Raw genomic sequence first — 17,582 nt, 5'->3', positions numbered from 1 at the left:
GTGTTACAAAAGCAAATGAATTGCCCGTTGATTACAGCTCCATCCAAGGACCGCCTTCCCTACTCAAAGAAGGAAACTGCTGGCAGCCCTTCTCCCACAGGTTTAAAGCTTTCGATGGATTCCCTGTATGGTAAGCGGCAATACTATACCATTTATAATAGACTCTCCTTCGAACAACTTGTTTATCCCTTAGTACGCTGAAACGATCGACAGCTTCTTGATACAGTCCAGCTCTTGCCAGCGTTTCGGCTACAGCTAATTTCTGTTGTTCATGCATAGGGAATACGTTCTTCAAAAGTTCAATATGGTCTTGAGCTTTCTCTTTTAACCCTTGCTTCAAAAGGAAGATTGCTAAATTTACGTGGCTATGAATATTGCCTGGATGCTTTTCCAGCCAGTCTTCTTCGATATCCATCGCTTCCTGCTGTTCACCATTCATAAATAGGGCATACGCATATTTATGCTTTGCCAGTTTGAATTCAGGAAACAATTGCATCATTTCATCGAGGACAGTGATTGCGTGACCCCACTCTTCGTGCTCCAGATGGTAAAAGGCGGTCTCTTGATAGACTAAGAGTTCATCTTCGTCATCAAATGCCCACTCATCTTCGTCATCATCTTCACTTTCCTCAAGCGAGTTAAGCATCTCCAATAATTGATTGGCCGCTTCCTCAAACTCGCCATCTTCTTGCTGCTCAAGATACGTTTCTACATATTTTTTTGCATCGTTTAATAAGCCCAGGTGCGCATAATTGTTAGCCATCAAGTAGTAGCAGTCCACGTATTCTTTACCGAATTTAGCTAATACTTCAGTTAACAATTGATTTGCGGCATGATAAGAACCAACTTCGGTGTACACAACAGAAAGCTGGCAAGGATACAAGGGCTCATCTGGAGCAGTTTCTATTGCTTTTTTCAGCCATTTGACAGCAGCGTTAAAACGACGTTTTTGGAAGGCTTGTATACCGTGGGAAAAGTAGAATTTTCCGGACGGTATAAATGGAATGATGTTTGTGTTATCTTCCGCTACTGTACTGTTTAGTGATGTCGTCATGACTGTCCCCCTATTTCCGTAACAGATCTCACTAATAATGGAGTATAACATAGATAAGGCTTTAGAAATAGGAGAAACATGTCAAATTTTTATGAATGTCGTCGTTCGAGAACGGATAATACGTTATCTAACGGGACATTTCGGTCCGTTAAGAGCATTAACAAATGGAAGAGTAAGTCCGCTGATTCTAAAGCCATTTCCTCTGGGTCATCATTTTTTGCTGCAATAATGACTTCGCCTGCTTCCTCTCCGATTTTTTTCGCTATCCGATCCACACCTTCCTGAAACAATTGAGCAGTGTAGGAACCTTCCGGAAGTTCAGTCTTTCGCTGGGCAAGTACTTCCTGAAGCTGATCGATAATTTGATAACGGTTCTCTTTTGGTTCCGTCTCTTCTTCCATGAGGGATTCAGAGAAACAGCTGTAATCTCCCTTATGACAGGCTGGACCTGCAGGAATAACTTCTACGAGGAGAGCATCCTGGTCACAATCATATCGAAGGTCTGTAACCTTTTGAGTATTTCCAGAGGTCTCGCCTTTATGCCACAATTCCTGGCGAGAACGGCTGAAGAAGACAGTCTCCTTCTTTTCCATCGTTTTTTTCAAAGACTCCTCATTCATATAAGCAAGCGTAAGCACGGCCTTCGAGCGTGCGTCCTGGACAATCGCTGGAACGAGCCCTTTTTCATCAAACTTTATCTCCTCAATATTCATCGTACGACGACTCCTTTCTCACTAAGATACGCTTTCACATTCTCTACCGATGTTTCTTTATAGTGAAAAATAGAAGCAGCCAAAGCAGCGTCTGCATCTACTTCTGTGAACACCTCATAGAAGTGTTCACTCGTCCCTGCTCCGCCTGATGCGATTACGGGCACTTGAACAACTTCTTGCACTGCTTTTAACAAAGGGAGATCAAATCCTGTTTTCTCTCCATCTTGATTCATAGAAGTTAATAAAATTTCCCCTGCCCCTAAACGCACGGCTTCCTGAGCCCAGTCCTTTACTTTCCAATCTGTTGCGGTCCGGCCGCCATGTGTATAAACGATCCAAGTGTCTTTTTCTTCATCATACCGAGCATCAATGGCTACAACGATGCATTGACTGCCAAAGTAGTCGGCCCCTTCTGTAACGAGTTCTGGTCTTTTGACAGCAGCTGAATTCAGTGAAACTTTATCAGCTCCGTTCCTTAACGTTTCTTTGATATCTTCTAATGTGCGGATACCGCCTCCAACTGTAAAGGGGATGGCGAGTTCTGAAGCAACAGCACGAACGACATCAACCATTGTCTTTTTTCCTTCATGAGTAGCTGAAATGTCAAGGAACACTAGTTCATCTGCACCCTGCTCATCATATACTTTAGCAAGTTCAACGGGATCTCCTGCGTCTCTTATATCTACGAATTGGATCCCTTTGACCACACGGCCCTCTTTCACATCCAGACAAGGAATAATACGTTTCGACAACATCAGCTTCCCTCCACTTCTAAGGCTTCAGACAACGTGAAGCGTTTCGAATATAATGCTTTTCCAACAATCGAACCAATGACGTGCTGGTCTTTATATTCTTTCAGCTTGTAAAGATCTTCTAGACCCTGAATTCCTCCTGAAGCGATAACATTAACACCTGTAACTTCCCCTAGTCTGACTATTTCTTTTACATTCGGGCCTGATAACATGCCGTCCTTAGCTATATCCGTATAAATGAAGGTTTTGGCGCCTGCCTCTGCCAATTCCCGTCCAAGATCGATCGCCTGGATCTCTGACTTCTCAAGCCACCCCGCTGTAGATACGTACCCGTCCCGGGCATCGAGGCCAATTGCAATTTGGTCGCCGTATTGACGAAGCAGCTGTTTGGTCAGTTCGACATCTTTTACAGCCAAAGATCCGATAATGACTCGGTCCACCCCCTGGTCCAAATAGAAGCGTACATCCTCTTCAGAACGGATGCCTCCCCCGATTTGAACTTTGCAATCAAGTTCCTTGGTTACACGAAGAACATGTTCGGCATTTTGCTTTGAACCTGCTTTGGCTCCGTCAAGGTCCACCATATGAATCCAGGAAGCACCGGTTTCAACAAACTCTTTGGCCACCTCAAATGGATTTTCTCCATAAACGGTCTCCTTATTAAAATCCCCTTGTTCTAAACGGACACACTTACCATCCCTCATATCGATGGCTGGATATATTGTAAAACTCATCGTAAAACTCCTCACTGTTTGACCATTACTTTACAAAAGTTTTCTAATAGCTGCATTCCTGGTTTTCCGCTTTTTTCTGGGTGGAACTGACTGGCTACTACATGATCCCTTCCAATGATGGCAGGAACCTCCATATGGTAATCGGCCGTTGCATAAAGAATCGACTCGTCCTCTGTTTGAACCACAAATGAGTGGACAAAGTACACGTAGTCATTACCTACGTCCGTCATTAAAGGTTGATTCGGCTGATGAATATCTAGCTTATTCCATCCCATATGAGGCACTTTGTAGTTTCTGCCTTGATCATCTACGCCAGGAAACTTGACGATCTTACCTGGGAACAATCCCAGGCCTTCTGTTTCCCCGCCTTCTTCACTCGCTTCAAATAGCAACTGCATGCCCAAGCAAATGCCGTAGATCGGGACCCCTGATGCTGCTTTCTCTTTGATAAAAGGGATAAAGCCATGTTCATCCAAAGCTTTCATTGCATCAGGAAAAGCACCGACTCCAGGTAGAATATAACCATCGCAGCCTTCAATCTTCTCAGGTCGGTCTCCCATCATATAAGGTACGTCTAATCGCTCTAATGCCTTTGACACGCTGAATAAATTGCCCATCCCGTAATCAATGATACCAATCATTACAAACTCCCTTTCGTACTCGGTACTCCTTTAACACGCGGATCAATCTGAGTCGCCTCATCCAAAGCCCGGGCGAGCGCTTTGAACATAGCCTCTATGATGTGATGGGTGTTGTTACCGTGATGCAGCACAATATGTAAATTCATGCGCGCTTCTACGGCAAGCTTCCAGAAAAATTCGTGCACATTCTCCGTATCAAAAGTACCTACACGATCTTTTGGCAGCTCTGCTCTCCATTCCAAATGTGGCCGGTCACTCAAATCAACAGCCACAGTCACGAGCGTCTCGTCCATTGGCAGTGTCATCGAACCATAACGCTTCATACCATATTTATCTCCTACAGCTTGACGGAGAGCCTGTCCGAGGCAAATGCCGATATCTTCCGTCAAGTGATGGTCATCCACTTCAACATCACCATAGCCTCTTATATTTAGATCAAACAATCCATGCTTTGAAAAAAGCTCTAACATATGAGCAAGAAAAGGAGTCTGGACATCGAGATCAGAGCTTCCCTGTCCATCAATCGCAAGCTCTAATTCAATGTCCGTTTCTCTTGTTTTTCGTTTGATTTCTGCCGTTCGTTCCTTCATCATTTCCATCGCTCCTTGCGCATTTCGACTGCGCGTGCGTGAGCCTCCAGCCCTTCTAACCGCGCAAATCGAGCAATTTTATCTACATTCTTCTGTAAGGTTTGTGCACTATATGAGATTACGCTGGATTTTTTCACAAAATCATCTACGTTTAAAGGACTGGAAAAACGAGCGGTTCCATTGGTAGGTAGCACATGGTTTGGTCCAGCAAAATAATCCCCTACAGGTTCACTGCTGTATGGCCCGAGAAAAATTGCACCCGCATGCTTAATTTTTCCTAATTCCTGAAAGGGATCCGCTGTGATGACTTCCAAGTGTTCAGGAGCGATCTCATTAACGGTCTCTATGGCTTCCTCCCACGTATCGCAAACAATAATCATTCCATAGTCTTCGACACTTTTTCTTGCAATATCTTCACGAGGCAGGCTTTTTAGTTGATCCTTCACTTCTGTCTGCACGTTCTCTGCAAGTGTTTGGCTCGTCGTGACAAGAACGCTGGAGGAACGGGCATCATGCTCGGCCTGAGACAAAAGATCAGCGGCTACCTCATGAGCTTTTGCCGTATCATCCGCAAGCACAGCAATTTCGCTTGGTCCCGCAATCATATCAATATCTACATCGCCAAAAACTTCACGTTTTGCTAAAGCAACGAAGACATTTCCTGGGCCTGTGATCTTATCCACAGAGGGAACGGTTTCTGTTCCATATGCTAAAGCAGCAATCGCTTGAGCTCCGCCTACTTTGTACATGTCTTCTACACCTAAAATATGAGCCGCTAAGAGGACGCCATCCGGTACTTTTCCATCTTTTGCTGGTGGGGTTACCATAACAATACGCTCGACTCCAGCAACCTGAGCAGGGATAACGTTCATAAATACGGAAGAAGGGTAGGCAGCCGTACCACCTGGAACGTAAACCCCTGCCGCATCGAGGGGCGTGATCTTTTGTCCCAGAATCGTCCCATCCTCAGAGGTATCAAACCATGACTGAGAAGATTGCTTTTCGTGGAACGAACGAATATTAGCAGCGGCTTCCTCTAAAATCTCTACGAATTCCCCATCCACAGAAGCATAAGCATCTTCCATCTCTTCTTTCGTCACTATATAGTTTTCCAAATGAACAGAGTCAAATTTCTCTGTATAAGAGAGGACGGCTTTGTCACCATTTGCTTTTACATCATTGAGGATGGATTGCACAGTAGTACGCTGTTCTTCTGTACCTTGATCGACACGCCGCCGTAAAGAGACTCTGTCTCTTTTTGTGACAATCTTCATGCTTTCCCCTCCTCCATAACTTGGCTCAATTTCGTTACCATCTGGTCAATTTCCTCACTTTTCAATCGATAACTAACCGGATTGACGATTAAACGTGAAGTAATATCTTCGATTTTTTCATACTCTACAAGTCCATTTTCTTTCAAGGTTCTTCCCGTTGATACGATGTCTACGATTCGATCGGCCAGTCCGATCAGCGGAGCCAGTTCGATCGAACCATTTAACGGAATGATCTCGATTTGCTCTCCCTGCTCACGGAAATAATCAGACGCAACTTTCGGATACTTGGTGGCAATCTTCGGCGCAATCCGGCTGAGAGGCTGATCAGGAAGCCCTGCGACTGCTACGTAACAAGGGCTGATTTTCAAGTCCAAGACTTCATACACATCACGGTCCTGCTCGAGCAGTACGTCCTTTCCTGCAATGCCAATATCCGCTGCTCCATACTCTACGTAAGTCACAACATCCATTGGCTTCGCCATCATGACCCTTATGTTCTGCTCAGGAAACTCCAATATGAGCTTTCGTGACTTTTCCAAGTCTGCACCAAGTTCATAACCTGCCTGCTTCATAAGCTCAGCTGCTTCTTCATAAATTCGGCCTTTCGGCATTGCTATGGTGAGACGCTTACTCATTGAGCTCACCTCCAGCTTTTGTATAATCAAAGGTTTGATTCAAGTCTCTTTGGAAAGCGATAACATCAGGGATCTGATCGATATGCTGCAGAAGCACGGCGTGACCCTGTCTCCGTAATTCTCTGGCTTTTGTCATCCCTTTTGCAAAAGAATCATCATCCACTATAATTCCGATACGGTCGTCCTCATCTTCAAGTTCGTTCAACGCTTCTACAAGTCTTTCCAAATGAACAGCGAAGCCTGTTGCTGATGCATTTAACTGGAAAGAAGGAAGTAAAGTATCATACCGTCCGCCGTTACAGAGCAGGGCTCCCAGATGAGGGGCATAGCCTTCAAATAAAATGCCTGTGTAATAGTCCATGTGACTGATCAAATTCAAATCGAAATGGATATAATTTTCGACACCATATTGCTTTAAGAAGCGATGCAGCTGTTTTAGCTCGTTTACCGCCTGCATGCAAGACTGATTTCTGGCAAGTGATCGGCTTGCTTCGAAAATTTCCTCACCGCCTCTCAGCGACAGAAGCTGAAGAAGGGCTTGTTTTTTATCCTTATTAACTGAGAGAGACTTCACTGCCTCCCGATAGCCGACGTAATTTTTGCGATATAGATAATGCAATAGGGTTTCAATCGTTTCTTCATCCTCCCCCAAAACATCACTAAAGAAAGCTTTCACATAACCGATATGACCTACGGTAATGACGAAATCATCCAGCCCCGTTTGCTGCAAAGACTCTACGAGAAGAGCGATAATTTCTGCATCTGCATACGCGGAGTGATCACCGATTAATTCTGTTCCTACTTGTTCAAACTGAGCAGGCTTTCCTCCTTCTGTCTGTTGAGCCCGGAAGACTGGGCCGTCGTAGGCAAGCCTCAAAGGGTACTCCGATTCTTTTAATTGTGATGCAGCTACACGTGCAATCGGAGCTGTCATATCTGGTCTGAGTACAAGCGTGTGCCCCTGCTGATCGAGAAGCTTGAACAATTGCTGGTCTAAGGTTGCACTCACTCTTCCTACTGTTTCGTGGTACTCCATGAGCGGAGTGTCCATGAATGAATAGCCATAGGAAAGGATGGCTTCGGAAAGTTGCTTTCTTGCTTTTGCTTTTTGCCTATAAAAAAAGGGAAGCGTATCTCGCATTCCCAGAGGTTTTTCAAACATTAACCGTTTTACCAATGGAATTCATTCCTTTCGACAAATCCTTTAGCTTGCTAATATGCTAACATGATAAAGATGGAGCGTCAATCTACAAATTTCCATCGTTTTCCCCTCTTTTAATCATATCAGAAAAGTCAGACGAATACGGGTTCAAGGCATAAAAAAGCCGCCTCTGCCTTATCATTCGACAGAGACGGAAAGTGATGCGTCAACTCAGCACTTTATGATCATGTAAAATGGAGTCACTATACTGGAGGCTTTTAGGTTGGTCTGAAAACTCTTCACCAGCGTAAGCCTGGTGAACATACAGCTCAGCTACTTTCCGGTGACGTCCTCCTTTACCTCCAGCTTCCAAAGCAACGACCGATTCATATAAAATTGCCATTCGTTGAGCCATCCTTTTACTATAGAACGTCTGGAGGTCCTTACCTTTTTGCAGAATTCTGTTCATCCATTCTCTCAAGTCACTCATTTCCTTTGTAACCATACTCACTTCATTCATTAAACCTTCTATGAATGAAAGTCTTCGAGTCATTTCCTGAAAGAAAAGTTCATGCGCCTTGTATCTATGCACTAGACGGAGCACTTCCAATCCTAAAATATTGGCTGTGCCTTCCCAAACGGTTAATACTTGAGCATCGCGTAATAACCTTGGAGTGACAAAATCTTCAATGTACCCATTCCCACCGTGCATTTCCAGCGATTCGTGCGCAAAGTGGACCGCTTGCTCTGCCGTTTCTTTTTTCATAATGGCTATTCTCAGTCGATTCATAGCTTTTGTAGTTTCATCTTCTAGAGAGGGATTGCTGGCGGCTTTGTCAAAGGATTGGATCATATCAAAAACCGTACGCAATTCAACTTCCTGTTTAACAGACATACGAACTAAAGTATCTTTAATCATTGGATAGTTGATTAGCTCGTGGTCAAACGCTCTCCTTTTACTGGCATAATCGTGAGCCTCCGTGTAAGCGCGTCTCATAATACCGATGGAGGCAACAGCATTACAGACACGCGATAAGTTAAGGGCTTCCATCATGTAGTAAAACCCTTGATCAGCTTCTCCCATAAGATAGGCCTCTGCTCCGTTGAATTCGACTTCCGCTGAAGGAACGGCTCGTACCCCTAATTTATCTTTCAATCTCCGAATTTGAATGCCGTTCAACGAATCATCATCATTTCTCCATGGAACGAGAAATAAACTGAGTCCTTTTGTGCCTTTTGGAGAACCCTCTATTCTCGCAAGCACCATGGCCACACCACAAGTTCCTGCGTTACTTGCAAAATACTTTTCCCCATATATTTTGTAATGATTGCCTTCAGGCACTGCTTTAACTTCGTTAGCTCCTACATCCGATCCTCCCTGGCGCTCAGTCAGAAATGTCGCTCCCTCGTACAAGTCTTTATCACCAGTCGATAACACATGGGGAAGATATTTCTCTTTTAAATGATTGTCAGCATAATGATCCATTAAATAAGCCGTCGCCATCGTTAAAGTGACAGGACAGTAAAACCCTGGCTCAGACTGGGACAAAAGATAGCCCTGTGCATAGGAATACGTATAATTTCCTTTTCTCCCCAGCTCGGGGATAGGCTTGTGAATATAGCCAACGATGCCCTCATTATACGTCTCTTTTATCGTTTGTTTATATCCTTCATTGACCCAAACCTCTGAAATATCTTCTCCCATTTTGTCATATTTGATCAGCTTCGGTTGTCCTTCTCGATCCGTATGAACCGCCCGTTCATCAATTTCATTGGCACATAACTTCCCGAATCGCCTGAGCTGCTCATCTGCCCATGGCCACAATGATGAATCCAAATGTTCTTCCAAAATCTCACTCAGCACTGGGTCACTCTTATAAAAATTCACAGAATCCCCCTTAAGTCTGACGCGCTTTTTTTCGAAGTTTGGTTTTTAACAACTTGCCTGTTGCATTTCTTGGCAGTTCAGTCACTTCCTCATATAACCTGGGTATCTTATAATCAGCTAGCCGTGCATGTAAGTATTGTCTACATTCCGCTTCGATATCTTCTATTGTACCGTCTTGAACAATAAAGGCTTTAACCGTTTCTCCCCAGTCTGTATCAGGTACACCGACTAAAGCGACATCCGTAATGTGAGGATGTTCTAATAGAATCGTTTCTGTTTCGCGCGGGTAAATGTTGAGTCCACCTGAAATAATGATGTCTTTTTTGCGATCAATGACCCAAAAGAATCCCTCATTGTCCTTAATCGCCATATCCCCCGTATAGAGCCAGCCGTTACGAAAAGCTTCCTCTGTCTGCTCCTCATCCTTATAATAGCCTTTCATGTTCCCTTCACCTTTAAGAATGATTTCACCAACCTCACCTTGTTTAACATCCTCACCCTCTGAATCAACCAATCTAATTTCACAATTCAAAGCGGCCCTTTGACCGATACTCCCCGCTTTCGAAGCGTGCTCCTGAGGCATGAGCAGCGTGCCATTTGGACCAGCTTCGGTCAACCCGTACACACAATACAGATGGTCGGTGTCCAGCTGGTCCTGGATGAATTGAACTTCAGACTGCGATAAAGGTGCTCCACCGTACACCCAGGATTTCATCCATGATAAATCCGTTTCTGTTACTTTTGGATGCTTGGCCGTCATAAGATAAGCGACAGGAGCCCCAAAAAAGTGGGTTGTTCTTTCTTTAGACACAAGCTCCAACAGCAGATCAGGTGAAAACGTCGGTGCCAGCACATGGGTAGCTCCTACATAAGTACCACCGATTAAGAAAAGATGAAGCGGAGCTGAATGACTGAGAGGCATCATATGAAGCATACGGCTTGAAGGTTTCATTTCCATCTCTACAGCCATCATAGAAGCCACCGACAAGATGTTTTTATGGGTAAACACAACTCCCTTAGGTTTTCCAGTGGTTCCTGAGGTATAAAGAATCGAAGATTCCTCATCCTCTTTTGCCTCACTGACGACTTCTGAGGAATCTTCTGCTTGAAGCAGCTCGTCGAAAGCAAGCCATCCATCAGCTGAATTTTTCGTTTTTATAAAAATGCCATCATAGATTTCCGATAAAGAGGATACTTGATCAAAGAGCAAGTCGTCTGTCAAAAAGACCTTCCCGTCACAATGATTAAATATATAGGAGACTTCTTCAGAAACAAGTTTTGGGTTAATCGGAACCGCAATAGCTCGGATTCTCTGTACGGCAAAATAGCTAATGACAAACTCTTTCGTATTGGGCATATGAATAACGACCTTGTCGTTTTGTTTCACTCCCAAGCGTTGTAATGCTTTCGCCAGTTGATTGACAGCTTGATTCCACTGCTCATATGTTACACGATCGTCTAGGGTGACAAGGCCCTCTTTGGACGGATACTTACGAGATTGATAAGCTAAAAGCTCTGAAAGATTCACGAAGATTCCCCTCTCCTTTTAATTAATTCTTCTTCAAACTTATTTAGCCAATCATTCATTTCAGCCTTCAACTGTTCCAATTCCCGGATCCGCGCATCCACCTCCAACATTTTCTTTTTACCGTACCCAATCGTCCGTTCCAGTTGCTTTACCCCTGAAGGATCCTTGTCGAAAAGCTCAATCATATCTTTGATCTCGTCCAGCTGGAAACCATATTTTTTGCCACGGAAAATCAAACTCAGCCGAGTCATATCTGCTGGACTGAAGATCCGTCGTTTGTTTTTTCTGGGTGGATCAATCAAACCGATTTCTTCATAATATCGAATCGTCCGTTGAGACACGTCAAAATGTTCAGCGACTTCAGCAATGGATAAAAAATCAGACATTCCATCCCCTTCTAACGTTTGAAAATTCTCACAATTAAACTATATCATTTACGTTAGCGTAAAGTGCAATTATAAAAATATGGAAATTAAGCCTAAGAAGTCTTGCTTCTCTATACCAAATGGTTCAAGGATGTCCTGTTTTGACTCACAATCCCATCTTAGCAAAGCAAATAATCTGCTTTAATAGAGCAAAAAACTCCCTGTTTGTTGAACAGAGAGTTAGAATTATATCTGATATCGAGTTTGTAAAAGGAAAACAAAAGCCATCAGCGAATTCGGTATATTTTTTCGGACCTTCCATTCAATTACAGATCCTTGAATATCATTAAAACGATCTGCAGCTTCTACAGGAACCGCTCCACTTTTCAAGACTGCCCAAACCTTTCCTGAAGTATCCTTTATCTTGAAATGAGCCACTTGCTCATCCCCTTCTGCACTCCAGCGGAAACCATCCTTTTCAATATAGCGGTACACTCTTTGTCCTGTTGCTTTATCCTTAGATGATTCTGTGTAAGCCACGTACTTTCCTTTATTATTTTGGACATAACCTCGCCACGTGAAACCACCTTTCCTCTCAATACGATAAAAGTGGCTCCCATATTGGTCTGTCATGTTAAAATCGACCGGCCGGATGGATCCATAAGACATAATTGCAGCGAGCAGAAAAGAGTACTTACGCTTATATGCAGAGTCCTCTTCAATTTTTCCATAGCTTTCTCCTGCCATATCATAAAGCTCAGCTTTGAAAAACTCCTTCTCCCTCTGACCAACAAACATTCGTGCTGGGACCTTTTCAATAAAAGTTGATGATTGGTCCTTATTAAAATCAATAATTGTATTTTTTGATTTTTGGAAGTCAAGATAACCTTTCCTAAGCAGGGTCGAACCGCTTATCGCAAAAACCCCTGAATACAGAACGGCTAGCAAAATACTGCTTGCGTTGAAAGTAAAGAGTCCCATAAAAAAAATTAAGGCTACCCCTACTAGGACGCCGCCTGTGATCATTTGTTTTCGAGCGTCTTTTTCTATGTACGTTTGAACGGTTGTCATGCCTCTTCACCTTCCCTTGCTTTTTATACGTATATAATTGGAAAAAGGTTTCAATTTAAATGGAAAAAGAAGGTGATATAAGCTATAAAAAATGGCCCTCTAAACAGAGGGCCATTCTTAACTTTATACATATTCGACAGGTTGGACAGCTTCTTTCAATAAAAGTTCCAGCTCTTCCGTATAGTCACTCTTCTGAATTTCGGTGTAATTCAATTCTTTGGCCATAAAGTCAATGACCGACTCTTTATGTTCGTGAACCCAATGGATATTGAAGAAAAGAGCTGCTGTTCGACGGATAAAGAAGTCTACTGGTTTATAAGTTAATTCAGCTTCTAGCCCGTATACAAGCTGAGCGAATACGATAGGATCAATTCCTTCTTTCTCAGCGTCCTGCTTACGACTCTTATAAATATGGAAGACCGCATCCACATTTGATCCATAAAGGCGGACTAACTTATCCGCTTCTTCATGGCTGAGACCGATGGATTCACCGATCTGTATCCGTTCTTTCTTAAACTGTTTGAAACCTTTGGAGCCTCCGACATCTCCACCGGATATTGGCATGTGCTTCGTTTCTGAATCAGTATAACGAATGCCATACTCTTCCATTAACTGATCACGTACAAGATCGATAGCTGTTTGAGCCATCTTCCGGTATCCTGTGAGTTTTCCTCCTGCCATGGAAATGAGGCCGGAATTAGAAATGAAAATTTCGTCTTTCCTTGAGATTTCAGAAGGATCTTTACCTTCTTCATGAATAAGCGGGCGTAATCCTGCCCAGCTAGATTCTACATCGCTCGCCGTTACCTCAACTGTAGGGAACATCATGTGAATCGCATCCAGAATGTAGTCCCGATCTGCTTCTGTCATTGTTGGATGGGCAATTTCTTCTTTATACTCTGTATCCGTTGTACCTACGTATGTTTTGCCATCTCTAGGAATTGCGAAGATCATACGTCCATCTGGACTGTCAAAATAGATAGCTTGTTTTAGAGGGAACTTAGATTGATCAAACACCAGGTGTACGCCTTTTGTTAACTGAAGCGTTTTTCCTTTCTTAGAACCATCGATTTCACGAAGCTCATCCACCCAAGGGCCGCCAGCATTTACGATTTTCTTCGCTTTTACGTGATACTGTTTTCCTGTTACCGTATCTTCAATTTTCGCTCCATGAATCGTACCATTCTCATTATAGATAAAGTCAACCACTTTGGCGTAGTTTGTGGAAGCTGCTCCATACTCAACCGCTTTTTTCATGACTTCGAGTGTCAACCGTGCATCATCAGTTTTGTATTCGACGTAAAAGCCAGCTCCTTTCAGTCCTTCCCGCTTCACTAAAGGTTCACGTTCAATCGCTTCTTCGGCTGAAAACATCGTACGACGCTCTGATTTTTTCACGCCTGCTAAGTAGTCATAAACGCGCAGTCCGACGTTTGTGCTGAATGGGCCGAAATTTCCGCCCTCGTGAAACGGAAGCATCATCCACTCTGGTGTCGTGACGTGGGGACCATTCTCATAGACAATTTCCCGCTCTTTTCCGACTTCTGCCACCATTTTTACTTCGAACTGTTTCAGGTAACGAAGTCCTCCGTGCACAAGCTTGGTTGAGCGACTGGAAGTCCCTGCTGCGAAGTCCTGCATTTCCACAACAGCTGTTTTCATGCCGCGGCTAGCTGCATCAAGGGCGATGCCTGATCCAGTTATTCCTCCACCGATAACAAGGACGTCCCAATCTTCCTGGGATAAGTTTTCGAAATGTTGTTGGCGCTCATAGCTTGAAAATGAATTCATGGTAGATCTCTCCTTCAATTTACTCTCGTCAGTAAGTATGGTCGTCTCATACGTTTATTCCCTAAAAGAACTACAAATATGTGTAAGAATGTTCACGAATGCTCCTGCGTTTTTCTTAAAAATGGGGTTCTTAGTTTTTGCTAAATCTTCTACTGCCATCCAAATTAAGGGAATGAAAATAAAAAAAGAGACCACGAAAATCTTTATGCCTTGAGCATAAAGGTTCGTGGTCTCTCCATATCTCCGACCGAATTTCTTAACTTGTAGGTTTATTATATCAGATAGTTTGTAGGAGTCAATCGATTAATCCATCTTAAATATTCTCGTTGCTTCAACAGCTTTTTGCCATCCGCGATATAAATCTTTACTCTTCTCTTTGTTCATTGAAGGATCAAATTCACGTTCGACCTTCCATTGATTTTCTATTTCTTTGCGGCTTTCCCAATAGCCAATTGCAAGACCAGCCAAGTAAGCTGAGCCAAGAGCAGTTGTTTCACTAACCTCAGGACGTTCAACCGTTACGTCCAACAGGTCGCTTTGGAACTGCATTAGCAAATTGTTCTTGACTGCGCCGCCGTCAACACGTAGTTTTTTCAACTCAATACCTGAGTCTTCGACCATCGCATCAACGACATCCTTCGTTTGGTAAGCAAGCGATTCAAGTGTGGCGCGTACAAAATGCGCTTGTTTCGTCCCTCTAGTTAATCCGAATACGGCACCACGTGCTTCACTATCCCAATAGGGAGTCCCTAAACCGACAAAAGCAGGAACAACATATACTCCCTCTGTAGAGTTAACCTGTCCGGCGATCTCTTCACTTTGGGGTGCACTTTCGACCATTTTTAATCCATCTCTAAGCCATTGAATGGCTGATCCCGACACAAAAATGCTGCCTTCAAGCGCATATTCGACTTTTCCGTCTATTCCCCAGGCAAGCGTCGTAAGTAATCCATGCTCTGACTTAACAGCTTCCTCTCCGGTGTTCATCAACATAAAACCACCTGTACCATATGTGTTTTTGGCCATCCCTTTTTCAAAGCATGCCTGGCCGAACAAGGCCGCTTGTTGATCTCCTGCAATTCCTGCTATCGGCACTTCTTTTCCATAAAAATGATAATCAACGGTATGTGCATATACTTCTGATGAAGGTTTCACCTCTGGCAGCATATCCTTAGGAATACCTAAAATGTCCAGCAGCTCTTCATCCCATTTCAAATCGAAGATATTATACATAAGCGTACGGGAAGCATTGGAATAATCCGTCACGTGAGCTTTTTGTCCAGAAAGTTTATAGACTAGCCACGTATCAATCGTACCGAACATTAAATCGCCTTTTTCAGCTTTTTCGCGGGCCCCTTCTACGTTATCCAGGATCCACTTCACTTTAGTCCCAGCAAAATATGGATCAAGAAGCAGTCCCGTCTTATCTCTGAACGTATCTTCCAATCCCTTTTCCTTCAGCTCATTACAGATGTCCTGAGTTTGTCGAGATTGCCACACAATCGCCCGGTAAATTGGTTTTCCGGTTTTCTTATCCCATACTACAGTTGTTTCCCGTTGGTTGGTAATTCCAATACCTGCCACCTGGTCTGGCTCTACATCGCCTCTTCGTAGCACATCCGCAATACAGGCTAAAACGGACGTCCATATTTCATTAGCATCGTGTTCTACCCAGCCCGGTTTAGGAAAATGCTGTTCAAATTCCTTTTGGCCTGTCTCGACAATTTCACCATCGTGATTAAATAAGATGGCGCGTGAACTCGTTGTCCCCTGATCAATCGATAGGATATATTTTTCTTTCTCCATAATTTCCACTCCTCTTTAGAAATTTTATTTAAGTATGCACTTTCTTCAACTCTACTCTCATCGATGAGAGCAACAAACTAACAATGATGAGAGAGCCGATCCAAAACCATAGATTTGAACTTCCTTTAAAAATAGCTTGGTAAAAAAGCCCTCCATAAACGCCCCCGATGGCAGGACCTAGTATGGGAACCCAAGAGTACCCCCAGTCCGATCCCCCTTTTCCGGGTATCGGCAGGAAGGCATGAGCAAGTCTTGGCCCAAAATCACGGGCTGGGTTAATTGCATATCCGGTAGTAGATCCGAGCGACATCCCGATAGCAACAATGAGCAATCCTACGATTAAAGGATTTAACCCTTCCGTAAATTCATTGGCTCCTATAAATAGAATTCCTATCACTAATACAAATGTGCCGATAATTTCACTCACTAAGTTGGAAATGGGACTTCTTATCGCAGGATCTGTACAAAAGATCGACTTTTTTGCCAGCTGATCCTCAGTATCCTTCCAGTGAGGCAAATAATGAAAATAGACGATGGTCGCTCCAATGAAGGCCCCTAAAGTCTGAGCAAAGATATACATTGGGACCTTTGCCCACGCGAAATCTCCGACCGTTGCCAGTCCGAGAGTGACCGCTGGATTGATGTGAGCCCCGCTTACCTGTTTCACTGCATAAACACCCATAGCTACACCAAGCCCCCAGGCAATAGTGATCAGCACCCAGCCTCCGTCGGCTTTAGTATTTTTTAAATTGGCTCCAGCAATTACACCGCCGCCCAAAATGATCAATATCATCGTTCCGATCAGTTCACCCATGAATTCTGTCAACACTGCCACTCCCTTTCTATAAAAACCGTAAGGAGAAAAATACACACGAAGATTTGTAGTCCCTCTACAAATAATTGTGTGTAATGGCAGTTCCTTTTTTCACAAAAGGCAAGTATGTAACCAAGCTGTCAAAAATCCCATAAATCATTCTGTGAAGTAGAAACTGCGGAAGCACCTGCTTGTAGAGCCTGGTCCACTTCTTCCTTTGTTCGGATCAGGCCTCCGGCGATAACAGGAACTCCCAAACGGTTTTTAATCTCTTTTATCATTCCCGGGAGAATGCCCGGCAAAACTTCAACAAAGTCGGGGCCTGCTTTTTTGATGATGCTGACGTTATGTTCGATCGCCTGACTATCAATTAAGAATAATCGTTGTACAGAAATCAGGTTATACTTTTTCGCCTGATGGATGACATGGCTCCTTGTCGAGATGACTCCGTCGGGCTTCACTTCCTGACCGATGTATTCCATGCCGTAATCGTCTGCCTTTAATCCCTGAATGAGGTCAATATGTACAAAGACTTTCTTGCCTGCCTTCTGTCCTACTTTTACGAGTTTTTTTAAGAGACCGAGACGTGTTTCTAATAAAATGACATAGTTTGTGTCGCTGTCCAGTAAGGTTTCGTATTCTTTGATCGACTTTACTGCAGGCAATATCGATTGTTCAAGCTTCATATAAACCCTCACTTCTTTAGAAAAGTACTTCTTATTGTGTATCCAATGTCCCGAAGCTTCCATAAATAATATTACCCTCCAGCTCAGCTAAGAGTACTC

17 protein-coding genes are annotated in these 17,582 nt (G+C 43.6%); all 17 read right to left on the bottom strand.

Translation table 11 applies throughout. The features are described from left to right. Positions 1–31 precede the first annotated feature (31 nt). Entirely contained in the window at positions 32–1,054 is a 1,023-nt protein-coding gene (locus ACRYKC_RS10590) for a tetratricopeptide repeat protein (RefSeq protein WP_433806704.1), read from the bottom strand. A gap of 89 nt (positions 1,055–1,143) precedes the next feature. Then, on the bottom strand, positions 1,144–1,767 hold the full coding sequence (gene hisIE, locus ACRYKC_RS10585; protein WP_433806703.1) for a bifunctional phosphoribosyl-AMP cyclohydrolase/phosphoribosyl-ATP diphosphatase HisIE: 624 nt from the start codon (positions 1,765–1,767) through the stop codon (positions 1,144–1,146). Next, positions 1,764–2,522 (bottom strand): imidazole glycerol phosphate synthase subunit HisF, encoded by a 759-nt coding sequence (gene hisF, locus ACRYKC_RS10580; RefSeq protein ID WP_433806702.1) that lies wholly within the window; start codon positions 2,520–2,522, stop codon positions 1,764–1,766. The genes hisIE and hisF overlap by 4 nt, the downstream gene beginning before the upstream one ends. Next, complete coding sequence (hisA, locus tag ACRYKC_RS10575; RefSeq protein ID WP_433806701.1) at positions 2,522–3,253, bottom strand: 1-(5-phosphoribosyl)-5-[(5-phosphoribosylamino)methylideneamino]imidazole-4-carboxamide isomerase; 732 nt, start codon at positions 3,251–3,253, stop codon at positions 2,522–2,524. Before hisA ends, hisF begins: the two co-directional genes overlap by 1 nt. 11 nt (positions 3,254–3,264) lie before the next feature. Continuing rightward, a complete protein-coding gene (hisH, locus tag ACRYKC_RS10570; RefSeq protein WP_433806700.1) occupies positions 3,265–3,894 on the bottom strand; it encodes an imidazole glycerol phosphate synthase subunit HisH in 630 nt (209 codons plus the stop codon). Next, the gene (gene hisB, locus ACRYKC_RS10565) at positions 3,894–4,487 is read right to left on the bottom strand and encodes an imidazoleglycerol-phosphate dehydratase HisB (protein ID WP_433806699.1); all 594 of its coding nucleotides are present in this window, start codon (positions 4,485–4,487) and stop codon (positions 3,894–3,896) included. The genes hisH and hisB overlap by 1 nt, the downstream gene beginning before the upstream one ends. Then, on the bottom strand, positions 4,484–5,758 hold the full coding sequence (hisD, locus tag ACRYKC_RS10560; protein WP_433806698.1) for a histidinol dehydrogenase: 1,275 nt from the start codon (positions 5,756–5,758) through the stop codon (positions 4,484–4,486). Before hisD ends, hisB begins: the two co-directional genes overlap by 4 nt. Then, positions 5,755–6,393: an ATP phosphoribosyltransferase gene (gene hisG, locus ACRYKC_RS10555; protein WP_433806697.1), complete on the bottom strand. Its 639-nt coding sequence runs from the start codon at positions 6,391–6,393 to the stop codon at positions 5,755–5,757. The genes hisD and hisG overlap by 4 nt, the downstream gene beginning before the upstream one ends. After that, positions 6,386–7,570: an ATP phosphoribosyltransferase regulatory subunit gene (locus ACRYKC_RS10550; protein ID WP_433806696.1), complete on the bottom strand. Its 1,185-nt coding sequence runs from the start codon at positions 7,568–7,570 to the stop codon at positions 6,386–6,388. The genes hisG and ACRYKC_RS10550 overlap by 8 nt, the downstream gene beginning before the upstream one ends. A 190-nt stretch (positions 7,571–7,760) precedes the next feature. Then, positions 7,761–9,422: an acyl-CoA dehydrogenase family protein gene (locus tag ACRYKC_RS10545; protein ID WP_433806695.1), complete on the bottom strand. Its 1,662-nt coding sequence runs from the start codon at positions 9,420–9,422 to the stop codon at positions 7,761–7,763. Positions 9,423–9,432: 10 nt separating this feature from the next. Then, positions 9,433–10,950 carry a class I adenylate-forming enzyme family protein gene (locus tag ACRYKC_RS10540; RefSeq protein ID WP_433806694.1) on the bottom strand — a complete coding sequence of 506 codons (1,518 nt, stop codon included), beginning with the start codon at positions 10,948–10,950 and terminating at the stop codon, positions 9,433–9,435. Next, the gene (locus tag ACRYKC_RS10535) at positions 10,947–11,336 is read right to left on the bottom strand and encodes a MerR family transcriptional regulator (protein ID WP_433806693.1); all 390 of its coding nucleotides are present in this window, start codon (positions 11,334–11,336) and stop codon (positions 10,947–10,949) included. Before ACRYKC_RS10535 ends, ACRYKC_RS10540 begins: the two co-directional genes overlap by 4 nt. 225 nt (positions 11,337–11,561) lie before the next feature. Further along, positions 11,562–12,386, bottom strand: coding sequence for a hypothetical protein (locus ACRYKC_RS10530; protein WP_433806692.1), 825 nt, complete (start codon positions 12,384–12,386; stop codon positions 11,562–11,564). Positions 12,387–12,509: 123 nt separating this feature from the next. Continuing rightward, positions 12,510–14,177, bottom strand: a complete 1,668-nt coding sequence (locus ACRYKC_RS10525) for a glycerol-3-phosphate dehydrogenase/oxidase (RefSeq protein WP_433806691.1) — start codon at positions 14,175–14,177, stop codon at positions 12,510–12,512. 303 nt (positions 14,178–14,480) lie between these two features. Then, positions 14,481–15,983 (bottom strand): glycerol kinase GlpK, encoded by a 1,503-nt coding sequence (glpK, locus tag ACRYKC_RS10520; protein ID WP_433806690.1) that lies wholly within the window; start codon positions 15,981–15,983, stop codon positions 14,481–14,483. A gap of 28 nt (positions 15,984–16,011) precedes the next feature. Continuing rightward, positions 16,012–16,809, bottom strand: coding sequence for an MIP/aquaporin family protein (locus ACRYKC_RS10515; RefSeq protein WP_433806689.1), 798 nt, complete (start codon positions 16,807–16,809; stop codon positions 16,012–16,014). Positions 16,810–16,937: 128 nt separating this feature from the next. After that, entirely contained in the window at positions 16,938–17,483 is a 546-nt protein-coding gene (locus tag ACRYKC_RS10510) for a glycerol-3-phosphate responsive antiterminator (RefSeq protein WP_433806869.1), read from the bottom strand. Positions 17,484–17,582: the final 99 nt, after the last annotated feature.

This window comes from Halobacillus sp. A1-3, from assembly GCF_050971765.1.
Lineage (GTDB): Bacteria > Bacillota > Bacilli > Bacillales > Halobacillaceae > Halobacillus > Halobacillus mangrovi_B.
The sequence above is the reverse complement of the archived record's forward strand: the minus strand, read 5'-3'. Positions and strand labels throughout refer to the sequence as shown.

Excerpts from the sequence above, each read along its gene's own strand:
- hisB (WP_433806699.1), bottom strand. The coding sequence starts at position 4,487 with ATGATGAAGGAACGAACGGCAGAAATCAAACGAAAAACAAGAGAAACG.
- hisD (WP_433806698.1), bottom strand. The coding sequence starts at position 5,758 with ATGAAGATTGTCACAAAAAGAGACAGAGTCTCTTTACGGCGGCGTGTC.
- hisH (WP_433806700.1), bottom strand. The coding sequence starts at position 3,894 with ATGATTGGTATCATTGATTACGGGATGGGCAATTTATTCAGCGTGTCA.
- ACRYKC_RS10510 (WP_433806869.1), bottom strand. The coding sequence starts at position 17,483 with ATGAAGCTTGAACAATCGATATTGCCTGCAGTAAAGTCGATCAAAGAA.
- ACRYKC_RS10535 (WP_433806693.1), bottom strand. The coding sequence starts at position 11,336 with ATGTCTGATTTTTTATCCATTGCTGAAGTCGCTGAACATTTTGACGTG.
- ACRYKC_RS10530 (WP_433806692.1), bottom strand. The coding sequence starts at position 12,386 with ATGACAACCGTTCAAACGTACATAGAAAAAGACGCTCGAAAACAAATG.
- hisF (WP_433806702.1), bottom strand. The coding sequence starts at position 2,522 with ATGTTGTCGAAACGTATTATTCCTTGTCTGGATGTGAAAGAGGGCCGT.
- hisIE (WP_433806703.1), bottom strand. The coding sequence starts at position 1,767 with ATGAATATTGAGGAGATAAAGTTTGATGAAAAAGGGCTCGTTCCAGCG.
- ACRYKC_RS10525 (WP_433806691.1), bottom strand. The coding sequence starts at position 14,177 with ATGAATTCATTTTCAAGCTATGAGCGCCAACAACATTTCGAAAACTTA.
- ACRYKC_RS10590 (WP_433806704.1), bottom strand. The coding sequence starts at position 1,054 with ATGACGACATCACTAAACAGTACAGTAGCGGAAGATAACACAAACATC.
- glpK (WP_433806690.1), bottom strand. The coding sequence starts at position 15,983 with ATGGAGAAAGAAAAATATATCCTATCGATTGATCAGGGGACAACGAGT.
- hisG (WP_433806697.1), bottom strand. The coding sequence starts at position 6,393 with ATGAGTAAGCGTCTCACCATAGCAATGCCGAAAGGCCGAATTTATGAA.
- hisA (WP_433806701.1), bottom strand. The coding sequence starts at position 3,253 with ATGAGTTTTACAATATATCCAGCCATCGATATGAGGGATGGTAAGTGT.